At 61.0% G+C, this 17,079-nt stretch carries 13 protein-coding genes; 8 read left to right on the top strand and 5 right to left on the bottom strand.

All coding sequences use genetic code 11. From position 1 onward, the window contains the following. Positions 1–20 precede the first annotated feature (20 nt). The 3 genes from PLL20_10455 to PLL20_10445 form a co-directional block, all read right to left on the bottom strand. Positions 21–1,673: a polysaccharide biosynthesis/export family protein gene (locus PLL20_10455; protein HPD30408.1), complete on the bottom strand. Its 1,653-nt coding sequence runs from the start codon at positions 1,671–1,673 to the stop codon at positions 21–23. Between the two features lie 445 nt (positions 1,674–2,118). Continuing rightward, positions 2,119–2,814, bottom strand: a complete 696-nt coding sequence (locus tag PLL20_10450) for an HAD family hydrolase (GenBank protein HPD30407.1) — start codon at positions 2,812–2,814, stop codon at positions 2,119–2,121. A 142-nt stretch (positions 2,815–2,956) separates the two neighbouring features. Next, positions 2,957–3,973 carry an ATP-grasp domain-containing protein gene (locus PLL20_10445; GenBank protein ID HPD30406.1) on the bottom strand — a complete coding sequence of 339 codons (1,017 nt, stop codon included), beginning with the start codon at positions 3,971–3,973 and terminating at the stop codon, positions 2,957–2,959. Positions 3,974–4,639: 666 nt separating this feature from the next. Between PLL20_10445 and PLL20_10440 the strand changes: the two genes are divergently transcribed. The 8 genes from PLL20_10440 (at position 4,640) to PLL20_10405 (ending at position 14,159) form a co-directional block, all read left to right on the top strand. Next, positions 4,640–5,911 (top strand): fused response regulator/phosphatase, encoded by a 1,272-nt coding sequence (locus PLL20_10440; protein HPD30405.1) that lies wholly within the window; start codon positions 4,640–4,642, stop codon positions 5,909–5,911. An 8-nt stretch (positions 5,912–5,919) separates the two neighbouring features. Next, positions 5,920–6,357 carry an ATP-binding protein gene (locus PLL20_10435; protein HPD30404.1) on the top strand — a complete coding sequence of 146 codons (438 nt, stop codon included), beginning with the start codon at positions 5,920–5,922 and terminating at the stop codon, positions 6,355–6,357. A 17-nt stretch (positions 6,358–6,374) separates the two neighbouring features. Further along, a complete protein-coding gene (locus tag PLL20_10430) occupies positions 6,375–6,683 on the top strand; it encodes an STAS domain-containing protein (GenBank protein HPD30403.1) in 309 nt (102 codons plus the stop codon). A 40-nt stretch (positions 6,684–6,723) separates the two neighbouring features. Beyond that, positions 6,724–9,846, top strand: coding sequence for a chemotaxis protein CheW (locus tag PLL20_10425; protein ID HPD30402.1), 3,123 nt, complete (start codon positions 6,724–6,726; stop codon positions 9,844–9,846). Next, entirely contained in the window at positions 9,843–10,328 is a 486-nt protein-coding gene (locus tag PLL20_10420; protein ID HPD30401.1) for a chemotaxis protein CheW, read from the top strand. The genes PLL20_10425 and PLL20_10420 overlap by 4 nt, the downstream gene beginning before the upstream one ends. Positions 10,329–10,485: 157 nt before the next feature. Then, positions 10,486–12,144 (top strand): methyl-accepting chemotaxis protein, encoded by a 1,659-nt coding sequence (locus tag PLL20_10415; GenBank protein HPD30400.1) that lies wholly within the window; start codon positions 10,486–10,488, stop codon positions 12,142–12,144. 36 nt (positions 12,145–12,180) lie between these two features. Then, positions 12,181–13,314: a chemotaxis response regulator protein-glutamate methylesterase gene (locus PLL20_10410; protein HPD30399.1), complete on the top strand. Its 1,134-nt coding sequence runs from the start codon at positions 12,181–12,183 to the stop codon at positions 13,312–13,314. Further along, positions 13,305–14,159, top strand: coding sequence for a protein-glutamate O-methyltransferase CheR (locus tag PLL20_10405; protein ID HPD30398.1), 855 nt, complete (start codon positions 13,305–13,307; stop codon positions 14,157–14,159). The genes PLL20_10410 and PLL20_10405 overlap by 10 nt, the downstream gene beginning before the upstream one ends. Positions 14,160–14,200: 41 nt before the next feature. On the opposite strand, the gene PLL20_10400 is transcribed toward PLL20_10405, so the two are convergent. Together PLL20_10400 and PLL20_10395 are read right to left on the bottom strand one after the other, a co-directional pair. After that, positions 14,201–14,611, bottom strand: a complete 411-nt coding sequence (locus PLL20_10400) for a hypothetical protein (GenBank protein ID HPD30397.1) — start codon at positions 14,609–14,611, stop codon at positions 14,201–14,203. A 44-nt stretch (positions 14,612–14,655) separates the two neighbouring features. Continuing rightward, the gene (locus tag PLL20_10395; protein ID HPD30396.1) at positions 14,656–17,013 is read right to left on the bottom strand and encodes a hypothetical protein; all 2,358 of its coding nucleotides are present in this window, start codon (positions 17,011–17,013) and stop codon (positions 14,656–14,658) included. Between the last annotated feature and the right edge of the window lie 66 nt (positions 17,014–17,079).

Below are 17,079 nucleotides of genomic sequence, written 5' to 3'. Positions count from 1 at the left end.
TTGTTCAGCGCCCTTGCGCCTCAGAAGTCGAAGGCGCTCAGCAGACCTCTCCGTGATGCCTCGGTCCGGGCTCGATAGTACTGGCCGGCAAGCGTGTCGTACTCGGCCCAGTTCCTGTCGTACGAAAACGAGAATCCGTAGCTGAACCGGAAGGCATTGCGAATGGTATACAAGAAGGGGGCAATCGCGTGCGTCCCCACGTTGACCACGTCATTGGGGCGCAGGAAGACGTCCGGGTCCTGGCCCGCCATGATTCGAGCCAAATCCCATTGCGTGATCTGCTCCCGATCGCGGTCGATTCTCCGGCGGATCTCGCACCGCGTCGGCCACGCCAGCGGATCGAGACCGCGAGCGGCTATCACTGCTTGTGCCAGGGTCACCTGCTCACCGTTGAGCGGGTATTGACCCGGCATGACCACGTGACCACCCACGTAGTAAGTCCCGATCGGGCCGGGATCAACCCGGATCAGATCCTGATGTCGAATCACAATGTTGCTGCTGCTGTCACCGGTTCGCAAAGCCTCGGCGGAGATGCGGATGATTCTCTGTTGTCCCTCGCCGGCCAACTCGCTCCAGTCCACCGGTCGGGTTGCCTGCTCAGTCTGTGGAACCGTCTCCACGACGGTCGAAGCCGAAGTCGCCGCCCGACGGGCTTCCTGGCCCGCAGGCGCCTCAATCAGCTTGTCGTTGACGAAGATGAAAGGTCTCAACGGGGGCGGGCTCTCGTTCTTCGATTGCGGCGCGGAGGAAGGCAACTCACCCCGTCGAGGAGATGCTCCCTCGGGGGCGACGGCGTCGATCAAATCCTGCTCCACGGAGTCGGTGGGCAATGCCGGCCCCTGCGTTCCTGGTCGTGTGGACGGCTGGACCGACTGAGGCTCGGGAACAGCCGGCTCAGGAACGACGGCCGACGGCAACCCGGTGTCTGCCGGCTTAAGGTTGGTTTCATCACGGCTTGGCTTGCCCTTCACGACCGATTCCTTGACCGTCTTCGGGCGCCGCTCGTTCCGGATCACGTAGATCGTCCGGACCCGGCCGCCGGCGTAAAGCCGCTGAAGCATCTCATCCGACCCGCCGGCCATGATGAGTGCTTCGGTGAGCCTGAAATCCGGGCGGGGAATCCGATAGGTGCCGGGCGCCTGAACGGCGCCCGTAATACTGAAAGTCCGGTTCTGCTGATCGCCCATTATCACCGTGATTGTGGGTTCGCTCTCTTCGGCATAGATGCCTCTTGCCTTCGCCTGTCGAGCAACCTCGTCTCTAACCTCAGGAAGAGTAAGCCCCTCCACGCGAATTCGACCGATCTGTGCGATGTCAACATAGCCCAGGTCGTCCACGGTCAGGACGAATTCGCTCTGTGCCCCACGGGCCATGAAATCCAGAAGCGTGATCTGAAAAACGTCGCCGGGACCCAGCTGGTAGTTCTCCACCGTGGCAACCAAGTCGTCCGGCGTCGGGTCCACCGCGTTGGGAATACCGGAAGGCTTGTCCTCGAAACTGACCGTGTCCTGGATCTCCGTGACCACGTTCTCGCGGAAGTTCCCAACCTGAGTAGGGTCCAGGAACCCATTCCACCATGCCGAGGCACAACCTGAGATGAAGGCCACCGGCAAGAGAGTGCCTGCCAATCCAAACCCCCAGCGAACCGGGCTGTATTTCGGGTTTAATCGCATATGAGTCCGTCCTGACTCTGAGCTGGATAACCTACCTGCCGAAACAAGGCAAGGCTCTCGAGCCCCCGCTCCTCGGGATCACCTATTCACCTGGGCAAAAACGCCCAGCGCCCCAGCCACCCTGTGGGGTGGCGCGAAAACTGCGCTGTCATTCCGTCTGCCTTTGTGTTTTTTCGCAGACTGATCCGTAAGTTATCGGCACACAGGCAGTTGGCGGTTGAGGATGAGCCGCCAAAGATGGCCCAGTTAAGCACCCTCCCGGAAATCCACTCACAGCTACTGTACCGCTTTGCCGGCCAGAAGGTTCGCGATTTCAAGTCATTTGTGCTGCTTCAATCCTGCCAACCGGCTACACAATACTTTGGGGCAGGAAGAGCGACAAGACGGCTAAGCGTCCACGGCTCGTATTGCCTGGTGCACCCGGCGGCCCAAGAACCTGCGTTACCTATTTGGAGATAAGAATATAACTCAATTCCGAGACCAGGAACTCCGGTTGACCCTCTGGTGGGGCTTCGGTATTCGCGTAGATCCCGTCCTGATGCCGGACGCACACGGATCGCCAAGCCATTTGGTTTGGAGCAACGAAGTCTTTCTGCGGATTGTCGCCGATGTAGAGACATTCCGGACCCCGGCAGCCGGTCACACTCTCAATGTACTCGAAGGCTCTCTGATGAGGTTTCCGAAAGGCTTCCCCCCACCGATCGGTCAGCACGAGTGGTCTCAAGAGAGACTCCAATCCCAACGCCCTCACCTTGTTCTGCTGCATCCTGACGGGGCCATCACTAATCAATGAAAGTTGAAACAGCCCCTGCCATTTCAGAAGGACGGCTTCTGCGTCTGGATACAACCGAATGACTGGGTTGTGGTCACGGTAGCAGGCGATCATCTGTCGAACCCAGTCCTCGGCATGTGGGCATCTCCATTCGGCAAGCAGTTCATCGAACACCCGTCGCCGACATCCGCTTTCGAACAGCTCGCGCATCCGGCGGGCCGGGTCATCGGGGCAGTCCATCTGTTGGCGAAGCCAGTTAGCCACCGCCTCAAACCCGCTCCAGACAAACTGCCGCTCGGGGTAAAGGGTATCGTCCAGATCAAAAACGACCACCGCAATTCCGGTAAGTTCGACGAACCGCTCGCTCATCGCATTGGATTCTCGGTTCTTGGCTTGTCTTGGCTGATTGTCTCGTGCTTCTCGAGCGCGTGCCCAACCCTTGGCCGCCTTTGAGCCGCTCCTGGTGCCTCGGGATTCGGCTCTCCAGTTCGTATCGAGGGTCGGCGCAGCGTCAGTCCCTATCCCTTACAAAGAACGACTGATGAAAGCGAAGCATGATCTCGCCGTCGCGGAACTGATCCAGACGGATTCTCGGCTTGCGGCCCAGCCATTCGGTGAGCAGCCACTTCGGGAAGTCCGCACCTGCGTGGATCGCCAAAGGCACCCCGCCGCCGAATCGAGGGTTGATCTCGATCACCCGGATCCTGCCGTCTGGAGAAAGAATCAGTTGGATCGTGATCAGCCCCACGCACCCGGCCAATGCCTCCACCACGCGTACGCCGGTCGCCATGATCCGCCGGTTCTTAACCGTGCGGGCCTTAGTGACTTCGCCCCCGCGGACCTCGATGCGCTCGCGGGGAACAACGCACCGGGGGCAACCGTCGAAACCCGCGTACACGTCAAGCGTGTGCTCCAGCCCGGGCACAAACTCCTGAACGATCGCCTCTGGCACTCTGGGTACCATGGCTTCCAGATCCCGCCGATGGTGGATCACGAAACTTCCCCTGCTCGCGCTTCCACGCCTGGGTTTCAGGAAATAGGGAAAGCGATGGCGCCGCCGCGCCAGAGCCTCCTGCGCAGTCCACGTGGCCGGCGTGTCGATCCGGTGGCTCGTCAGAAATCGGTACGTCAACAGCTTGTCGCGACAGGTATGCACAACGGCCGGAGATGAAATCAGGGCAATACACGACGATCGGGCGAACTCATCTCGAGACTCGGCGAGCTTGACCAGATCCGTATCCGTGAGCGGAACGAGAATGTCGATCCGCCGGCGCTTGACGATTCTCAGTAATGAACGGATATAGTCCGTCGAGTGAGTCGGAGGAACCTGGTGAGCCTCATCGGCAATACAAGCAGCCGCAAAATGGCTCTCAGTATCCGCCACGTGGATACTCGGACGAAGCCCGAGCGCCCTGGCTGCTCGTATAAACGCACTGATCAACTCGATTCGCCTGCCGGCGCAAGTGAATAGTATCCCCACATCTCGGCGGCGCGCGCCGGCTCCGTACATGGCTTGTATTCCGGTCATCCAGTGCCCGTCATATCGACTTCGTCAGTTCAACTTGGGCCTATAGGTTGACGCCCCTTCGACCGGCCGTCAACCTGCCCAGCCCCGGGCCGTTGGACGAGTGTCCAATAATCCTGGCCGGCGGCTCAAGGCACACCCTGCCATTGGCTATTCATCGACAAGACAAACAGGACACACAAGTCCTGGGCAAACCCGCGTTGGCCGGCCTACTCAGGCCACGCGTACTGCAGGATCCCATAGCGCCATAACCGGCCGCAAGGCTGCAAACCACAGGCAGCAAGGTCTCGCGGACCTGTGCGGTTACCGGACTAAACGCGGCTTCCGACTGGGTGCCAAGTGAACCCTTTCGCCGGCGTTGTTGAGCTCATCAGGATGAGCATTTTCCCGTGATTTCCCGATCCGATGGCAAGTAAAGGCCTTGTTTCCGGGGGTCGATACACCAGTCGTCTGGCTGAATCTTCCCCGGGTTATGGCTCGGCGTGGGGTGCCGTCCGGACCACGACGTCTGGATAACACCATCGATCCGTCAGCGGCCATCACAGTGTCTTTCCCGACACGGCTTGGGAGATACCCGGGGTTGCGGCTTGGCACAGCGCACGGAGGCACAGGTGGGCGGCAAGGCCGCCGCGCAGTCTATGTGTTCGATCTGCCCTCAGGAGACGGGTTGTGGCTACCTCGCCCACAGAGGCCGAACTGCTCCGCTGTGCCGTCCCGACGCCAAGCAGCGGCGCCGAGCGGGACGCGACACCTGAAGTCGACGCCCTGGGCATGCTCGGATCCCAACCCGGCACTGCGTCCATTCTGGTGGCTGATGACGACCCGGACGTGCGGGCGTTGATCAGACATCTTCTCAAAAAGGCCGGATACGAGGTCCTTGAAGCCGAGGATGGAGAGCAGGTTCTCGCCATGCTGGAGAAGCGTCTGCCGGAGCTGATCCTGCTGGACTGCCAGATGCCCCGTCTCGACGGATTCAGCACCTGCCTCGAATTGAAGAAGAATCCCAACTATGCGGATCTGCCAGTGGTCTTCCTGACGGTCCGCTCCGATCCCAGCGACAAGGCCCGGGGCTTTGCGGTCGGCGGCGAAGACTACATCACCAAGCCTATTGAACGACAGGAGTTCCTCGCGCGCATTCGAAGCCGATTGGAGCTGTCGCTGAATCGCCGATTGCTTCGCCGCAAGGCAACGATCTACGAAGCCGTGTCCATGGAGAGCGCCGACCGCCTTGAGGATGTTCGCGACGGACAGGTGTCTTTGTTGACACCGCCCAGCAGCCTGCCGGAACTGAAACTGGGCGTCCGGTTTCAACCGGCCCATGAAGCCGGCGGAGATTTCTACGAGATCGCCCGTCTGTGCGATGATGAGTTCGGGTTTCTGGTCAGTGACGTTTCCGGCCATGACCTGAGCGTCCCGTTCGTTACGGGGGCCCTCAAAGCTCTGGCGGCCACGTTCCTGAACGAATCGCTGACCCCCCTCGAGGTCTTGTCATTGCACAACTCAAGTCTCCTCAAGTTTCTGAGCGAGGGACGCTATGTCACCGCCTGCTGTGCGCGCTTCTCGAAGCTGACCATGGAGGTGGAGGTTGCCAATGCCGCCCACCCGCCGGCGTTCTTTCAGTCATCGCGCCATGAGGGCGAGTTCATCGATCTCAGCGGTGACATTCTGGGCATGCTGGAGACCGCCAGGTTCGAGTCAAAACGCTTTCCGGTTGAACGGGGCGAACGACTGTTTCTCTACACCGACGGGTTGATCGAAAGCCGGCGAGGTCCCGATGGGCGCTTAAGCGTGGTCCAAGGCATGGCCTGGTTGAAGGAAGGTCTGCTCGCCCGGCGCGCCCTGCCGATCGATCAAGTTGTGGATTCGGTGGTGGACGAACTGTTGTGTGATTGCGGCGGGAAGGCGGAAGACGACGTCGTTCTGATGGGAATCGAGTTTTGAGGCCGGACATGTTCGACATCGAGCATACTCCAGACGCGTTGCGGATCACGATGTCCCCGTCGTTCGAGAACATCGACCGGGCCGATGATCTTTGCGCCCAGGAACTCGACCGGCGTCAGGTCCCTGTCAACATGTTCGCGGTGCGTATCCTCCTCCGCGAGGCGGCCCTGAACGCGGTGACACACGGATGTCGCGAGGCGCCCGAAGGACAGGTCCGCGTGGCACTGGTCTTCGCAACGGACGAAATCAAACTCATCGTGGAAGACAACGGTCCCGGGTTTGTCTGGGAAAACCGCGAAGCGGGATTCGACGTGACGGGTGACGGCGGCAGGGGACTGCCGCTGATGAAAACATACGCTTCACAAGTGACCTTCAACGAGGCCGGCAACCGGGTCGAACTGAGCGTTCGCCATGAGCTCACCCCGCCGGTCGGGTGTGTTATCTGAGAGAATGGGAGAACAGCATGACATCTGTAACGGAAACACGACAAACGCACACCGTCCGTCCGGACTACGATATCGTCGCCTCGCACACGGAACAGTTTCGCGCGCAGCTTCAGGATCTGATCAGCCAGGGTCACGTTCACCTCGTGATCGACCTGGGCGACGTGAAAATGATCGATTCCAAGGGCCTGGCGGTCCTGATGCTCTGTCACAAGAGTGTAAGCGCCGCCGGAGGTTCGCTTACGGTCTTAACGCGCAATCAGGACTTCAGGCATTTGTTCCATGTCATGCGCATGGACGAGCACTTTACGATCGCCGAGAGCCTGTGATACTGCTGAATTCGATGGGAGAACTGGTCGGAGTCACAACATGTCCCTTGATAACCAGAAGATGATTGAAGAGTTCGTCGTCGAGTCTTTCGAACACCTGGCCGACGTCGAGAATGATCTGCTTACCATTGAAGAGGGCGGCGCGGACAGCGACCCCGAATTGGTCAACAAGGTATTCCGGGCCGTCCATTCGATCAAGGGGGCCGCCGGGTTCCTCGGGCTGACCACGATCAACGATCTGGCGCACAGCCTGGAGAACGTTCTGAACCTTGTCCGTTCGAAGGAACTGGTTCCGACCGCGCCGGTGGTCGATTCGCTTCTGCGATCGGTGGACGCGCTTCGCGGGCTGCTGAACAACGTGAACACCTCCAATGAGCAGGATGTCCGATCCTTCATCGACGCACTGAAGCAGATCATCAGCGGCCAGGCGTCTCCCGAGGTCTCGGCCAGCCTCGAGCGCAACGTACAGGTCGGACAACCGGCCACCGCCATGTTCGAGGTGTCGGAGCACCTTCTGGCAACCCACCGGCGACTGGGTCACCAGCTCTTCGTGCTTGACTTCGACCTGATCAAGGATGTCGAGGAACGGGGCAAGACGCCCTTGTCGCTCATCAAGGATCTTCTGGCCCTCGGGGAAGTGGTCGAGGCGAGGCTCGATGCGTTCAATCTCGGGGATCTCTCCACCGGCATACCCGACAGGCTGCGTTTTGTCGCCTTGATCGGCACGGTGGTCGATCGCCAAATGCTGATGGTGGAGTTTGGTCTGGCGGAAGAGCACATCCACCAGGTCGCAGATGCGGGTTCGGCATCTCCCGCCCCTGCGGCGCAAGCTGCCCCCGCAGTTGCAGCCCAGGCCGTCGCGATCCCGGCCGCACCTGCCGCGCCTCCTTCGTCGGCCGCGCCCGCCGCGCCGCCGGTCAGCGCCCAGGACTCTTCGCCGCCTTCGGAAACGTCCAAAACAAATGTCGAGACCAGCATTCGCGTATCGGTCGGCCTCTTGGACCATCTAATGAACCTGGCCGGCGAACTGGTTCTCTCCCGCAACCAACTCGTCCAGACGATCAACAATAGGGAGACGCGGAACCTCGAGTCCGTCAGCGCCCGCCTCGACCAGGTCACCAGCGAGTTGCAGGAAGCGATCATGCAGACCCGCATGCAGCCGATCGGGACGGTTTTCAACAAGTTCCCGAGAATCGTCCGCGATTTGAGCGGTAAGCTCGGCAAGCAGTGCGACCTGACCATCGAGGGCAAGGATGTCGACCTCGACAAGTCCATTCTCGAGACCATTGGCGACCCATTGACCCACCTGATTCGCAACTCCGTCGACCACGGCATCGAGGCGCCACAGGAGAGAACCTCCAAGGGCAAGAACCCCATAGGGCGCATTTCTCTCCGGGCCTTCCATCAGGCCGGCAAGGTCAACATCGAGATTTCCGACGACGGTGCGGGCATCGACGTGAACAAGATCAAGACCAAGGCCGTCAGCAAGGGCTTGATCAGCACCGAACGAGCCCGGGAAATGACCGACCGCGAGGCGCTGAGTCTGATCTTCCTGCCCGGCTTCTCGCTGGCGGAGAAGGTCACGGACGTCAGCGGCCGAGGCGTGGGCATGGACGTGGTCCGTACCAACATCGAGAGACTCGGCGGAACGGTGGAGATCGAAAGCCGCGTGAACTCGGGCACCACCATTAGAATCAGCCTGCCGCTCACGCTGGCCATCATTCCGTCGCTGATCGTGCGTTGCGGAGAAGAGCGTTTCGCCATCCCGCAGGTTAACATCAACGAACTCGTTCGCATCAAGGCCGGTGACGTCAAGAGTCGCATCGAGCACATTAAGAACGCCGAGGTGCTCCGGCTTCGCGGCAATCTCCTGCCGCTGGTTCGCCTCAGCCGCGCCCTCGGTCTCCAGTCCAAGTACCTGGACCCGGTGCCATCCGAACTGAAGGATGACCGCCGGAAGAACCTCGCGGACCGGCGTGCCGACGAGGAACACCCAACCGAGGTCGAAGCCCGCAGCGGTCAGGAGCGCCGGCAGGACACGACGGCCGGAGCCCTCAACATCATCGTGGTGGAAACCGGCCAACTCAGATACGGACTGGTGGTCGACGGCTTGCATGATTCCGAGGAGATCGTCGTCAAACCGCTCGGGCGTCACATGAAAGGCGTCCGTTGCCTGGCGGGGGCGACCATACTGGGTGACGGTCACGTGGCCCTGATCCTCGACATCGCCGGGATCGCGGCGCAATGCGCGATCGAAATGCCGGAGGAACACGGTGCAACGGCGCGTGCCGAGGAATCAGCCGCGCAAAAAGCCGAGCATCAAACGGCATTGCTCTTTACCAACGATCCATCAGAGCAATTCGGCGTGTCCATGAGTCTCATCTCGCGGATTGAGCGCATCCGCGCCGAGCAGATCGACAGCGTGGGCGGCCAGGAGGTCCTGCAATACCGGGGGAGTTCTTTGCCGCTGCTCAGTCTGGACAAGCTGATCAAGGCCAAGCCGCGGCCTGAGCAGCCGCACATGTACGTCATTGTCTTCCATCTGATCGGCCAAAGGCAGGAGATCGGCCTGATCGCCCCGAACCTCGTGGATATCCGGGAGATCAGCACCGATATCGACGTGGTGACGTTCCGCGAACCCGGAGTGCTCGGCTCACTGGTGATCGACGAAAAGACCACTCGCCTGATCGACTTGTCCGAGCTGGCCCGAGCCGCTCACGGCGAGTGGTTCAGCCAACAGCAGCAGGCCGCGGCGACCGACGCCGGCCGTCGGATCCTGTTCGCGGAAGACTCGGCCTTCTTCCGCAAACAGGTCGCCGGTTTCCTGTCCGAGGCCGGCTATGAAGTCCAGGCCTGCGAGGACGGTCTGGTCGCCTGGAATGCCATACAACAGAGTGCAGAGCCGTTCGACCTCGTCGTCACGGACATTGAAATGCCCAATATGGACGGTTACGAGCTGACCAGAAAGATCAAGAACGATCAAAGGTTCGCCAACATACCGGTGATCGCGGTGACTTCGCTGGCCGGACAAGAAAACATACAGAAAGGCGGCGAGGTCGGTATTGATGAGTATCAGATCAAGCTCGATCGCGACCAATTGATCGCCGCGGTAACCCGGCTCATCAAGAGGTCGGCTACGGCGGTTAGCGGGAGGAACGCATGACAACCACCATGCAAAGACAACAGAGAAACATGGCGGGCAAGGAGCTGGAGTTGACCACGTTCTACGTGGGTGACCTCCTCCTCGGAGTCGACATCCATCAGGTCGAGGAGATCAACCGTCAGCTCAATATGACCCCAGCCCCCCACACGCCCGAGACGATCCGGGGGGTGGTGAACCTCCGCGGCGAGGTCGTCACCGTCCTCGATCTGCGCCGGGCGCTCGGGTTGGAACCGACGATTATCACCGAAGACAGCAGGAACGTCATCGTCAACTCGCGCGGTGAGCGCGTGGGCCTGCTGGTCGACCGGATCGCCGACGTCGTGATCGCGGCCACCGATCAGATTGAGCCTCCGCCCGCGAATGTCAACGGCATCGACGGCCGCTTTTTCGCGGGTGTATACAAGCTGGAGTCGGAGCTCGTGGTCATTCTTGACGTGGAAGAGGCGCTCGCCAGCGAGGGGGCCTCCAAGCAGACGACGTGAACCGTGTGAAAGGTTAGCACCTTACGGCCAGAGAGCCGTGCGGGTTGCGCGCATGTTTTCGGATCGCTGTACGTTCGGGTTGCGGCCCGCACAAAGACGGACCGCCTTGGGTTCAGAGAGTCTTTTTTGAGGATCAGGTGCCACTATGTTCAAGAACATGAAAATCGGAAGACGGTTGCTGGCCGGGTTTGGCGTTGTGGTGGCGATGATGGTCGGCGTCATCACGGTCGGGTACTGGGGACTCAGTCAGGTTAACGAGAAAATGGCCGAGTACGAGAAAGCCGCTGCGATGGCTTCCAAGGCGACGGAGGTGCGAAGCACCGTTGATGGCATTTTCTTCTCCATCGTTTTGATGTCGGTGACCTCCGATGCCGCCGGCCTTGAGAGACTGTCGAAAGACGTGGAGACGTCGAGAGCGTCGTACAAGAGGATCATGGAGAACCTTGATCAGACGGAAACAAACGAGAACGGCAAGAAACTGATTGCCAATATTCAGCAGAAGCTGGCGGATGCCAGGGACGTCAACAACAAAGTCATTGAACTGGCCCAGGGAGGCAAGACCGCCGAAGCCGCCGCCATGGCTGCAAAAGACCTGGCCGGACACGCGGACTCGTCCGCGCAGGCCTGCATGGACTACGTCGCGTTCGTCGGCAAGCGTCAGGAAGAGTGCAACGAGGCAGCCGCGACGACTTCTTCGAGAGTCTATAAGATGCTCATTACCATCGGCGCCGCGGCCAGCATTCTGGCAATGGTTTTCAGCGTCCTGATTGGGAGAAGTGTATCGGTGCCGATCGGCCAGGTGGTTCGTCAGCTTGATAACGTGGCCCAAGGCGACATTTCCAAGAACGTGGCTCAAGATCTCGTAACCCGTCGCGACGAAGTCGGCGCGTTGTCCAAGGCCATTCAAACGATGACCGAGAACCTCCGTAAGACGATCACCGAGCTTGCGCACACTTCTCGGACTCTTGCCAGTTCGTCCACGGAACTATCGGCAACGGCCACGCAACTCGCCAGCGGGGCCGAGGAGACGACCGGGCAATCCGCCACCGTCGCCAGTGCGGCGGAGGAACTGTCGACCAATATGCAGAACATGGCAGCCTCCACCGAGGAAATGTCCAACAACGTGAAGACGGTGGCTGCGGCGGTTGAAGAAATGACCGCCAGCATCGGCGAGGTTGCCCGGAATGCCGAGCAGGCCGCGAACGTCGCGGAGCAAGCCGCCCATTTGGCCGCGACGAGCAATCAGGATATCGGACAACTCGGCGCCGCCGCCGACGAGATCGGAAAGGTCATTGAGGTCATTCAGGATATCGCCGAACAGACGAACTTGCTTGCCCTTAACGCCACGATCGAGGCGGCCCGCGCCGGTGAAGCCGGCAAAGGCTTTGCGGTCGTCGCCACTGAGGTCAAGGAACTCGCCAAACAGACCGCAGAAGCCACCGAGGACATCCGCAGGCGAATCGAGGGCATCCAGGCTTCGACGGGCAACGCGGTGAAGTCCATCGGCGAAATCAGCGGCGTGATCACCAAGGTCAACGAGGTGTCTCGCACGATCGCCTCTTCCGTCGAAGAGCAAAGCATCACCACCAAGGAGATCGCTCAGAACGTCGGACAGACGGCGACGGCGGCACAGACTGTTTCGCAAGGCGTCAACCAATCGGCCGCGGCGAGCAAGGAAATCACCAAGAACATCGCCGGTGTGGATCAGGCTGCACGGCAAACCGCGCAGGGCGCAGCCCAGACCCAAACGGCCGGCCAGGAGCTGTCCAAACTGGCGGAGAACCTCCAGCAACTGGTAGGGCAGTTCAAGGTGTAAGGAACCTCGCGGCGGGGGTGGCGAGTGAGAGGCGACTTGAACGTCAACGCAAGCACAGACAGGATCCGGGTGTTGGTCGTCGACGACACCGTCACCTACCGGAAGGTCATAAGCGACCTTCTGGCCGAGGTGCCGGAGGTCGAGCTCTTAGGCTCTGCCTCGAACGGCCGGATCGCCATCCAGAAAATCGATCAACTGCGGCCCGACCTTTTGACCCTGGATCTGGAGATGCCCGAGCTGAACGGTCTCGACGTCCTGCGCCATCTCCGCGCGACCGGCAGCACGGTGGGCGCGATCATGCTGAGCGCCTTTACCACACAGGGTGCCGAAGAAACGATCGCCGCCCTGAGTCTGGGGGCATTTGATTTCGTGTTGAAGCCGTCGACCGGCAGCATCGAGAGCAGCATCAAGGCGCTGCGTTCAGAATTGGTTCCGAAAATCCAGGCATTCGCTCGTGCCGCTGCGGTCAAGCGGCGACTGAGAGAGCCGGCCCCGACACGGTACTGTCCGCCCGTCCTTTCCGCTCCGACAGCCGACGTCGCTCAGCGGATGCGCAAAATCTCGGCCATGCCGGCCGGGAAGCCGGAAGTCGTCGCCATCGGCATTTCCACGGGAGGTCCCGCGGCCCTCGCGAAAATGGTGCCGGCATTGCCCGCAGACCTGGCCGCGCCCGTGCTGATCGTCCAGCACATGCCGCCGAAGTTCACCAAATCGCTCGCCGACGACCTCGACAATCGCAGCAAACTCGCGGTCAGCGAGGCCGTCGACCACCAAGCCGTTGAGGCCGGGCGTATTCTCATTGCACCCGGCGGCCGCCAGATGAAGATCGAACGCGTCGACGGTCAGCTCGTGGCTCGAATCACCGACGATCCGCCGGAAAACAACTGCAAGCCGTCCGTGGACTACCTGTTCCGCTCAGTCGCCTACACCTGTGGACGTTACTCATTGGGCGTGGTCATGACGGGGATGGGCAACGACGGCACTCTGGGCTGTCGATTGCTCAAGCGCGCCGGCGCAACCATCATCACCCAGGACGAGACGACCTGCGTCGTGTACGGCATGCCCAAGGCTCCAGCCGAAGAAGGCCTGTCAGACGTGATCGCCCCGCTGGACCGGATCGCGTCTGAAATTACCCGCTTTGCCGGGAAAGGAGCATTGGCATGCGGGTGACGCCGGACGAACTCAAAATCCTCGCCCGTCTCGTCAACGACCTTTGCGGAGTGGTCCTTGATGAAAGCAAGGCCTATCTGATCGAGAGCCGCCTGTCCAAGGTTGCTGAAGACGCAGGTTGCAAGAACTTCTCGGAACTGTACTACAAGGCGCGTTACGAGAACAACAAGACCATTCAGATCAAGATCATTGACGCCATCACCACCCACGAGACTCTCTTTTTCCGCGACACGTCACCCTTTGAGGCCCTGCAGCACAAAGTGTTTCCCGATCTGTTCGATGCCAAAGCGAAGACCGCCACGCCCAAGCGAATTCGGATCTGGTCGGCCGCCTGCAGCACCGGTCAAGAACCCTACAGTGTGGCAATCGTGCTGCACGAACTCCTGCCCGATATCGCCACCTGGGACATCAGGATCACCGGGACCGACATCTCGGACTCCGCGATTCAACAGGCCAGCATCGGCAGATTCCGCGATATCGAGATTCAACGCGGCCTCAAGCCGGAGATCCTTGAGAAATACTTCATCCGCGAACCGAACAGTTGGAAGATCAAGGACGAGATCCGCGCGATGGTCGCATATCGCCGCTTGAATCTGCTCGAACCCTTTAACGGCATCGGACCGTTCGATGTGATTCTCTGCCGGAACGTGGCCATCTACTTTGATGCCGTGGCCCGCAAATCCCTTTTCGAGCGACTGGTCAAGGAGCTGACCCCGGAGGGATATCTGTTCGTCGGATCATCCGAGTCGCTCACCGATCTCGGCCCGCAATTCATTCCCCAGCATCATTGCCGCGCCATCTTCTATCAACCCAACAAGACGTCGCTTGTTCCCGTCGCGGTTTGAGGTGTCCGCGCCACCGCCTGCCCGCCGGGCAGGCCTCCCTCTTACGGTTTTTCTCCCTGACTCGACAGACGGCGGCGGCGGCGAATCTCGTCGGCCTGGCTGAGACCTTCGGCATAGATCGCCTGGAACTGGTCGCCAGCGATCTTGAGCCGCTGGGCGATGGTGACGAGCAGATCGCGTTCGGCGTCGCTGATCTCGCCGTCTATGCGGGCCTCGGCGACGAGCAGCTTGAGTGCCAGTCGTGCCGTGTCCGGCGACCCGATACATACGCCCGTGGCAATGGGCTCACCGCGCAAAGCAGCCGCCATCATGGCGTCAAAAGACGCCTTCCCGATGCCGACCTTGACGGCCAGCCCCTGGATCAGGCCCAGCTCAGACCGCTTGAGCGTCCGGTCCGCCGCTGCAACCGCCAACGCCGCCTTGAACAGCTCCAGCTTCTCTCGATCCTGCACGATCGTCTCCCTGCCGCCGCGTGACGAACCGGTCAACCGCCCTCTTATTCAACCGCCATCGCACGAAGATCGTAGTCTTCCATCTGAACGACGAAAGAGTCCCGGCTGCCTGTTCCCGCTTCAATCAGCACATGCCCCGTGGCCAGATCTCGCAACCGCTTGTCCGGCGGCAAAGCCTCATCAAGCTTCACCGCAACCGTCACGGGCTTGTCGCGATCGTTGATCACCGCGATGCGGTCTGCGTACCGGGTAGCCGACACCTTCGGGTCGAGAGGCGTTGTTTTCAACGGTTTTGATTCGCCGATCGGCAAGGCCCTGACCGCCTGGCAGAACCGGCGCAGGTCATGTTCGTGCCCCATGACGGGCCGTTGCCAGCCGTTAATGGCGATCGTGTCGGTGTCACCGACACGAAGCGCAAAGGTCGCCGGTCGATAGAAGGCGCGCCCCCTGGCCGTGGCCGTTGAGGTCCGCATACCGGTTCCGCGATCGTCGGGGCCAAACTCCCAGCCCACCGGATGGAACGGTTCTTCCCAGTAGTTGTGATACAACTCGGTTGCCGACCCGGCCGGCGTCCGGAACCAGTCCGGCAGGAACTCCTGTTCGTGAAAATCGCGATATCGTTCGGGGTTGCTGCCCCACGGGGGGCCCCACTTGCTGAAGAACCGCTCCATGTCCACCATCATCACCCGTTGGATCACGATCCCCTCGTCCTGTTTGAACATCCGCGGGTCGTAGCCGTGGGCCCGCAACAAGTCCAGTGTGATCTTCTCCGCATCCGGCGAGTCCGCGCCCGGCCACTCGATGTTTGTCCCCGTAACCTCCGACGGCAGGTCGGTGAGCACATACAGCGTCCAGTCCGGCCGAACGCTGCGAATCGCGTCACGGGCCTTAATCCAGAACTCCCGCGTGTGCCGACAGCGAAAGTTGAGCCACTGGTCCCACCGTTTCGGATCCGCCTTGAGCCACTGGTAGGCTTCCATGGACTCATTGGGCACCGCCAGCTTCGACTCGCTGCGAAACTGGCTCAGGTTCCACGACGAGTAGCCCATCATCTCGGCGCTGTACACCTTCGTCTCGCCGCCGGACTTGTCCTCGCCGGAGATATAGCAGGTACCAATCTTGCCGTTGACGCGAAAGCCGATGCCGATCACATTCTTGTGCTGCTTGCAGTGCCGGCCGATCTCCAGCAGGTGCCTGATGAGCCATCGCTGCGTCTCGGCGCGGAGCGGGTCCGGCGGCCGATGCTCAAACGCCCGTGGATCGGCCTTCGGGTCGGCATGTCTTTGAAAAGACAACTCCGAAAACCCGTATTTGTTCGGTTTGCCGCCTTCGATCTTACCGGGAGCGGTGATCGAGGTCACGACCGGGACGATATCGATGCCCCGGGTTGCGGCGACGGGTGGCAGTTCGGCGAGCAGATCGGCCCCAAGCTGCCGATAGTAGCTGCCCGGGTACCACGCACGGCCGGCCCGGTCCGACCCGTTGATGGCATTGAACTGAATCAGGTTCATGCCGCAGAAGGCGAGCAGGTCGCACATGTTCTCGAACGACTGCCGCCGCTGCTGGGGCGTGTGCGGCGGCACGCCGTAATGGGCCAGGAAGTACCAGGGGTGCGTGGCGTAGAGCCCGACGCGACGCTGCCGCCCGTTCGGCGGGTCGATCTTTGGCAACCGGTCAGCCAACCGGTCGAGAATCTCGAAGACCCACATCCGCGAGACCGCCCCACCGCTCTCGGGAGTGTTGGGTTTGGCCCAGCCGCTTGAGCTGACGGCCACACGGATCCTCGCCGCCTTCGGAAAAAAGACGTACTGAAACGTGAAGGGCTTGTCGTTGATCGGCAGCTCGCGGCCGGTATAGACGGCCAGACCCACGTCCGGCTCATACCAGAAGGGCTCCTGCGAAATCTCCATCGAATTGACCTTGACAGCCTCCTGGCCCGCAAACGGGGGCGACCAGGGTTCACCCTTCGGAATAGTCAGAGACACGGTCGTATAGCGCTCGCGGTCGTTGGGGGTCTCGACGACGACGAGGTGCGGCACGCCCGCCCGGTCTGCGGTCTGCACCGTGTAAGAGAACCACGTCAGCTCGAAGCCCTTGGCCGCACCGGTCACCCGGAACTTGCCGCCGGGGAGGTCGAGCACCCGCGACTTCCCGTCGTCTTCAAAACCGTGGTCGGTTTGGGTACAGTCGACGGAGTCAACCAGCCGGCATTTGACGGGTGTATCCCAGCCGCGTCGGCTGATGATTTCTCCGGCCGGCCGATTGGGCGGCGGCAAGGCCTGACGTTCCCCTGCGACCGACGCCTCACAGGCAAACACCCCCTCGTCATCGATCAAATGCCAGCTCTTGCCCTGCCATGACACCGTGTTTTCATTCACGGCCTTGGGCGGCTGGCCGAGCACCAAGGGACTGCGTAACCGTTCAGACCCCTATAGCGACCAGCGCTGGCGCCGGCTGACCGGTGCGAT

Source organism: Phycisphaerae bacterium (assembly GCA_035384605.1).
Classification (GTDB): domain Bacteria; phylum Planctomycetota; class Phycisphaerae; order UBA1845; family PWPN01; genus JAUCQB01.
This window is presented reverse-complemented; position numbering and strand designations above follow the sequence as displayed.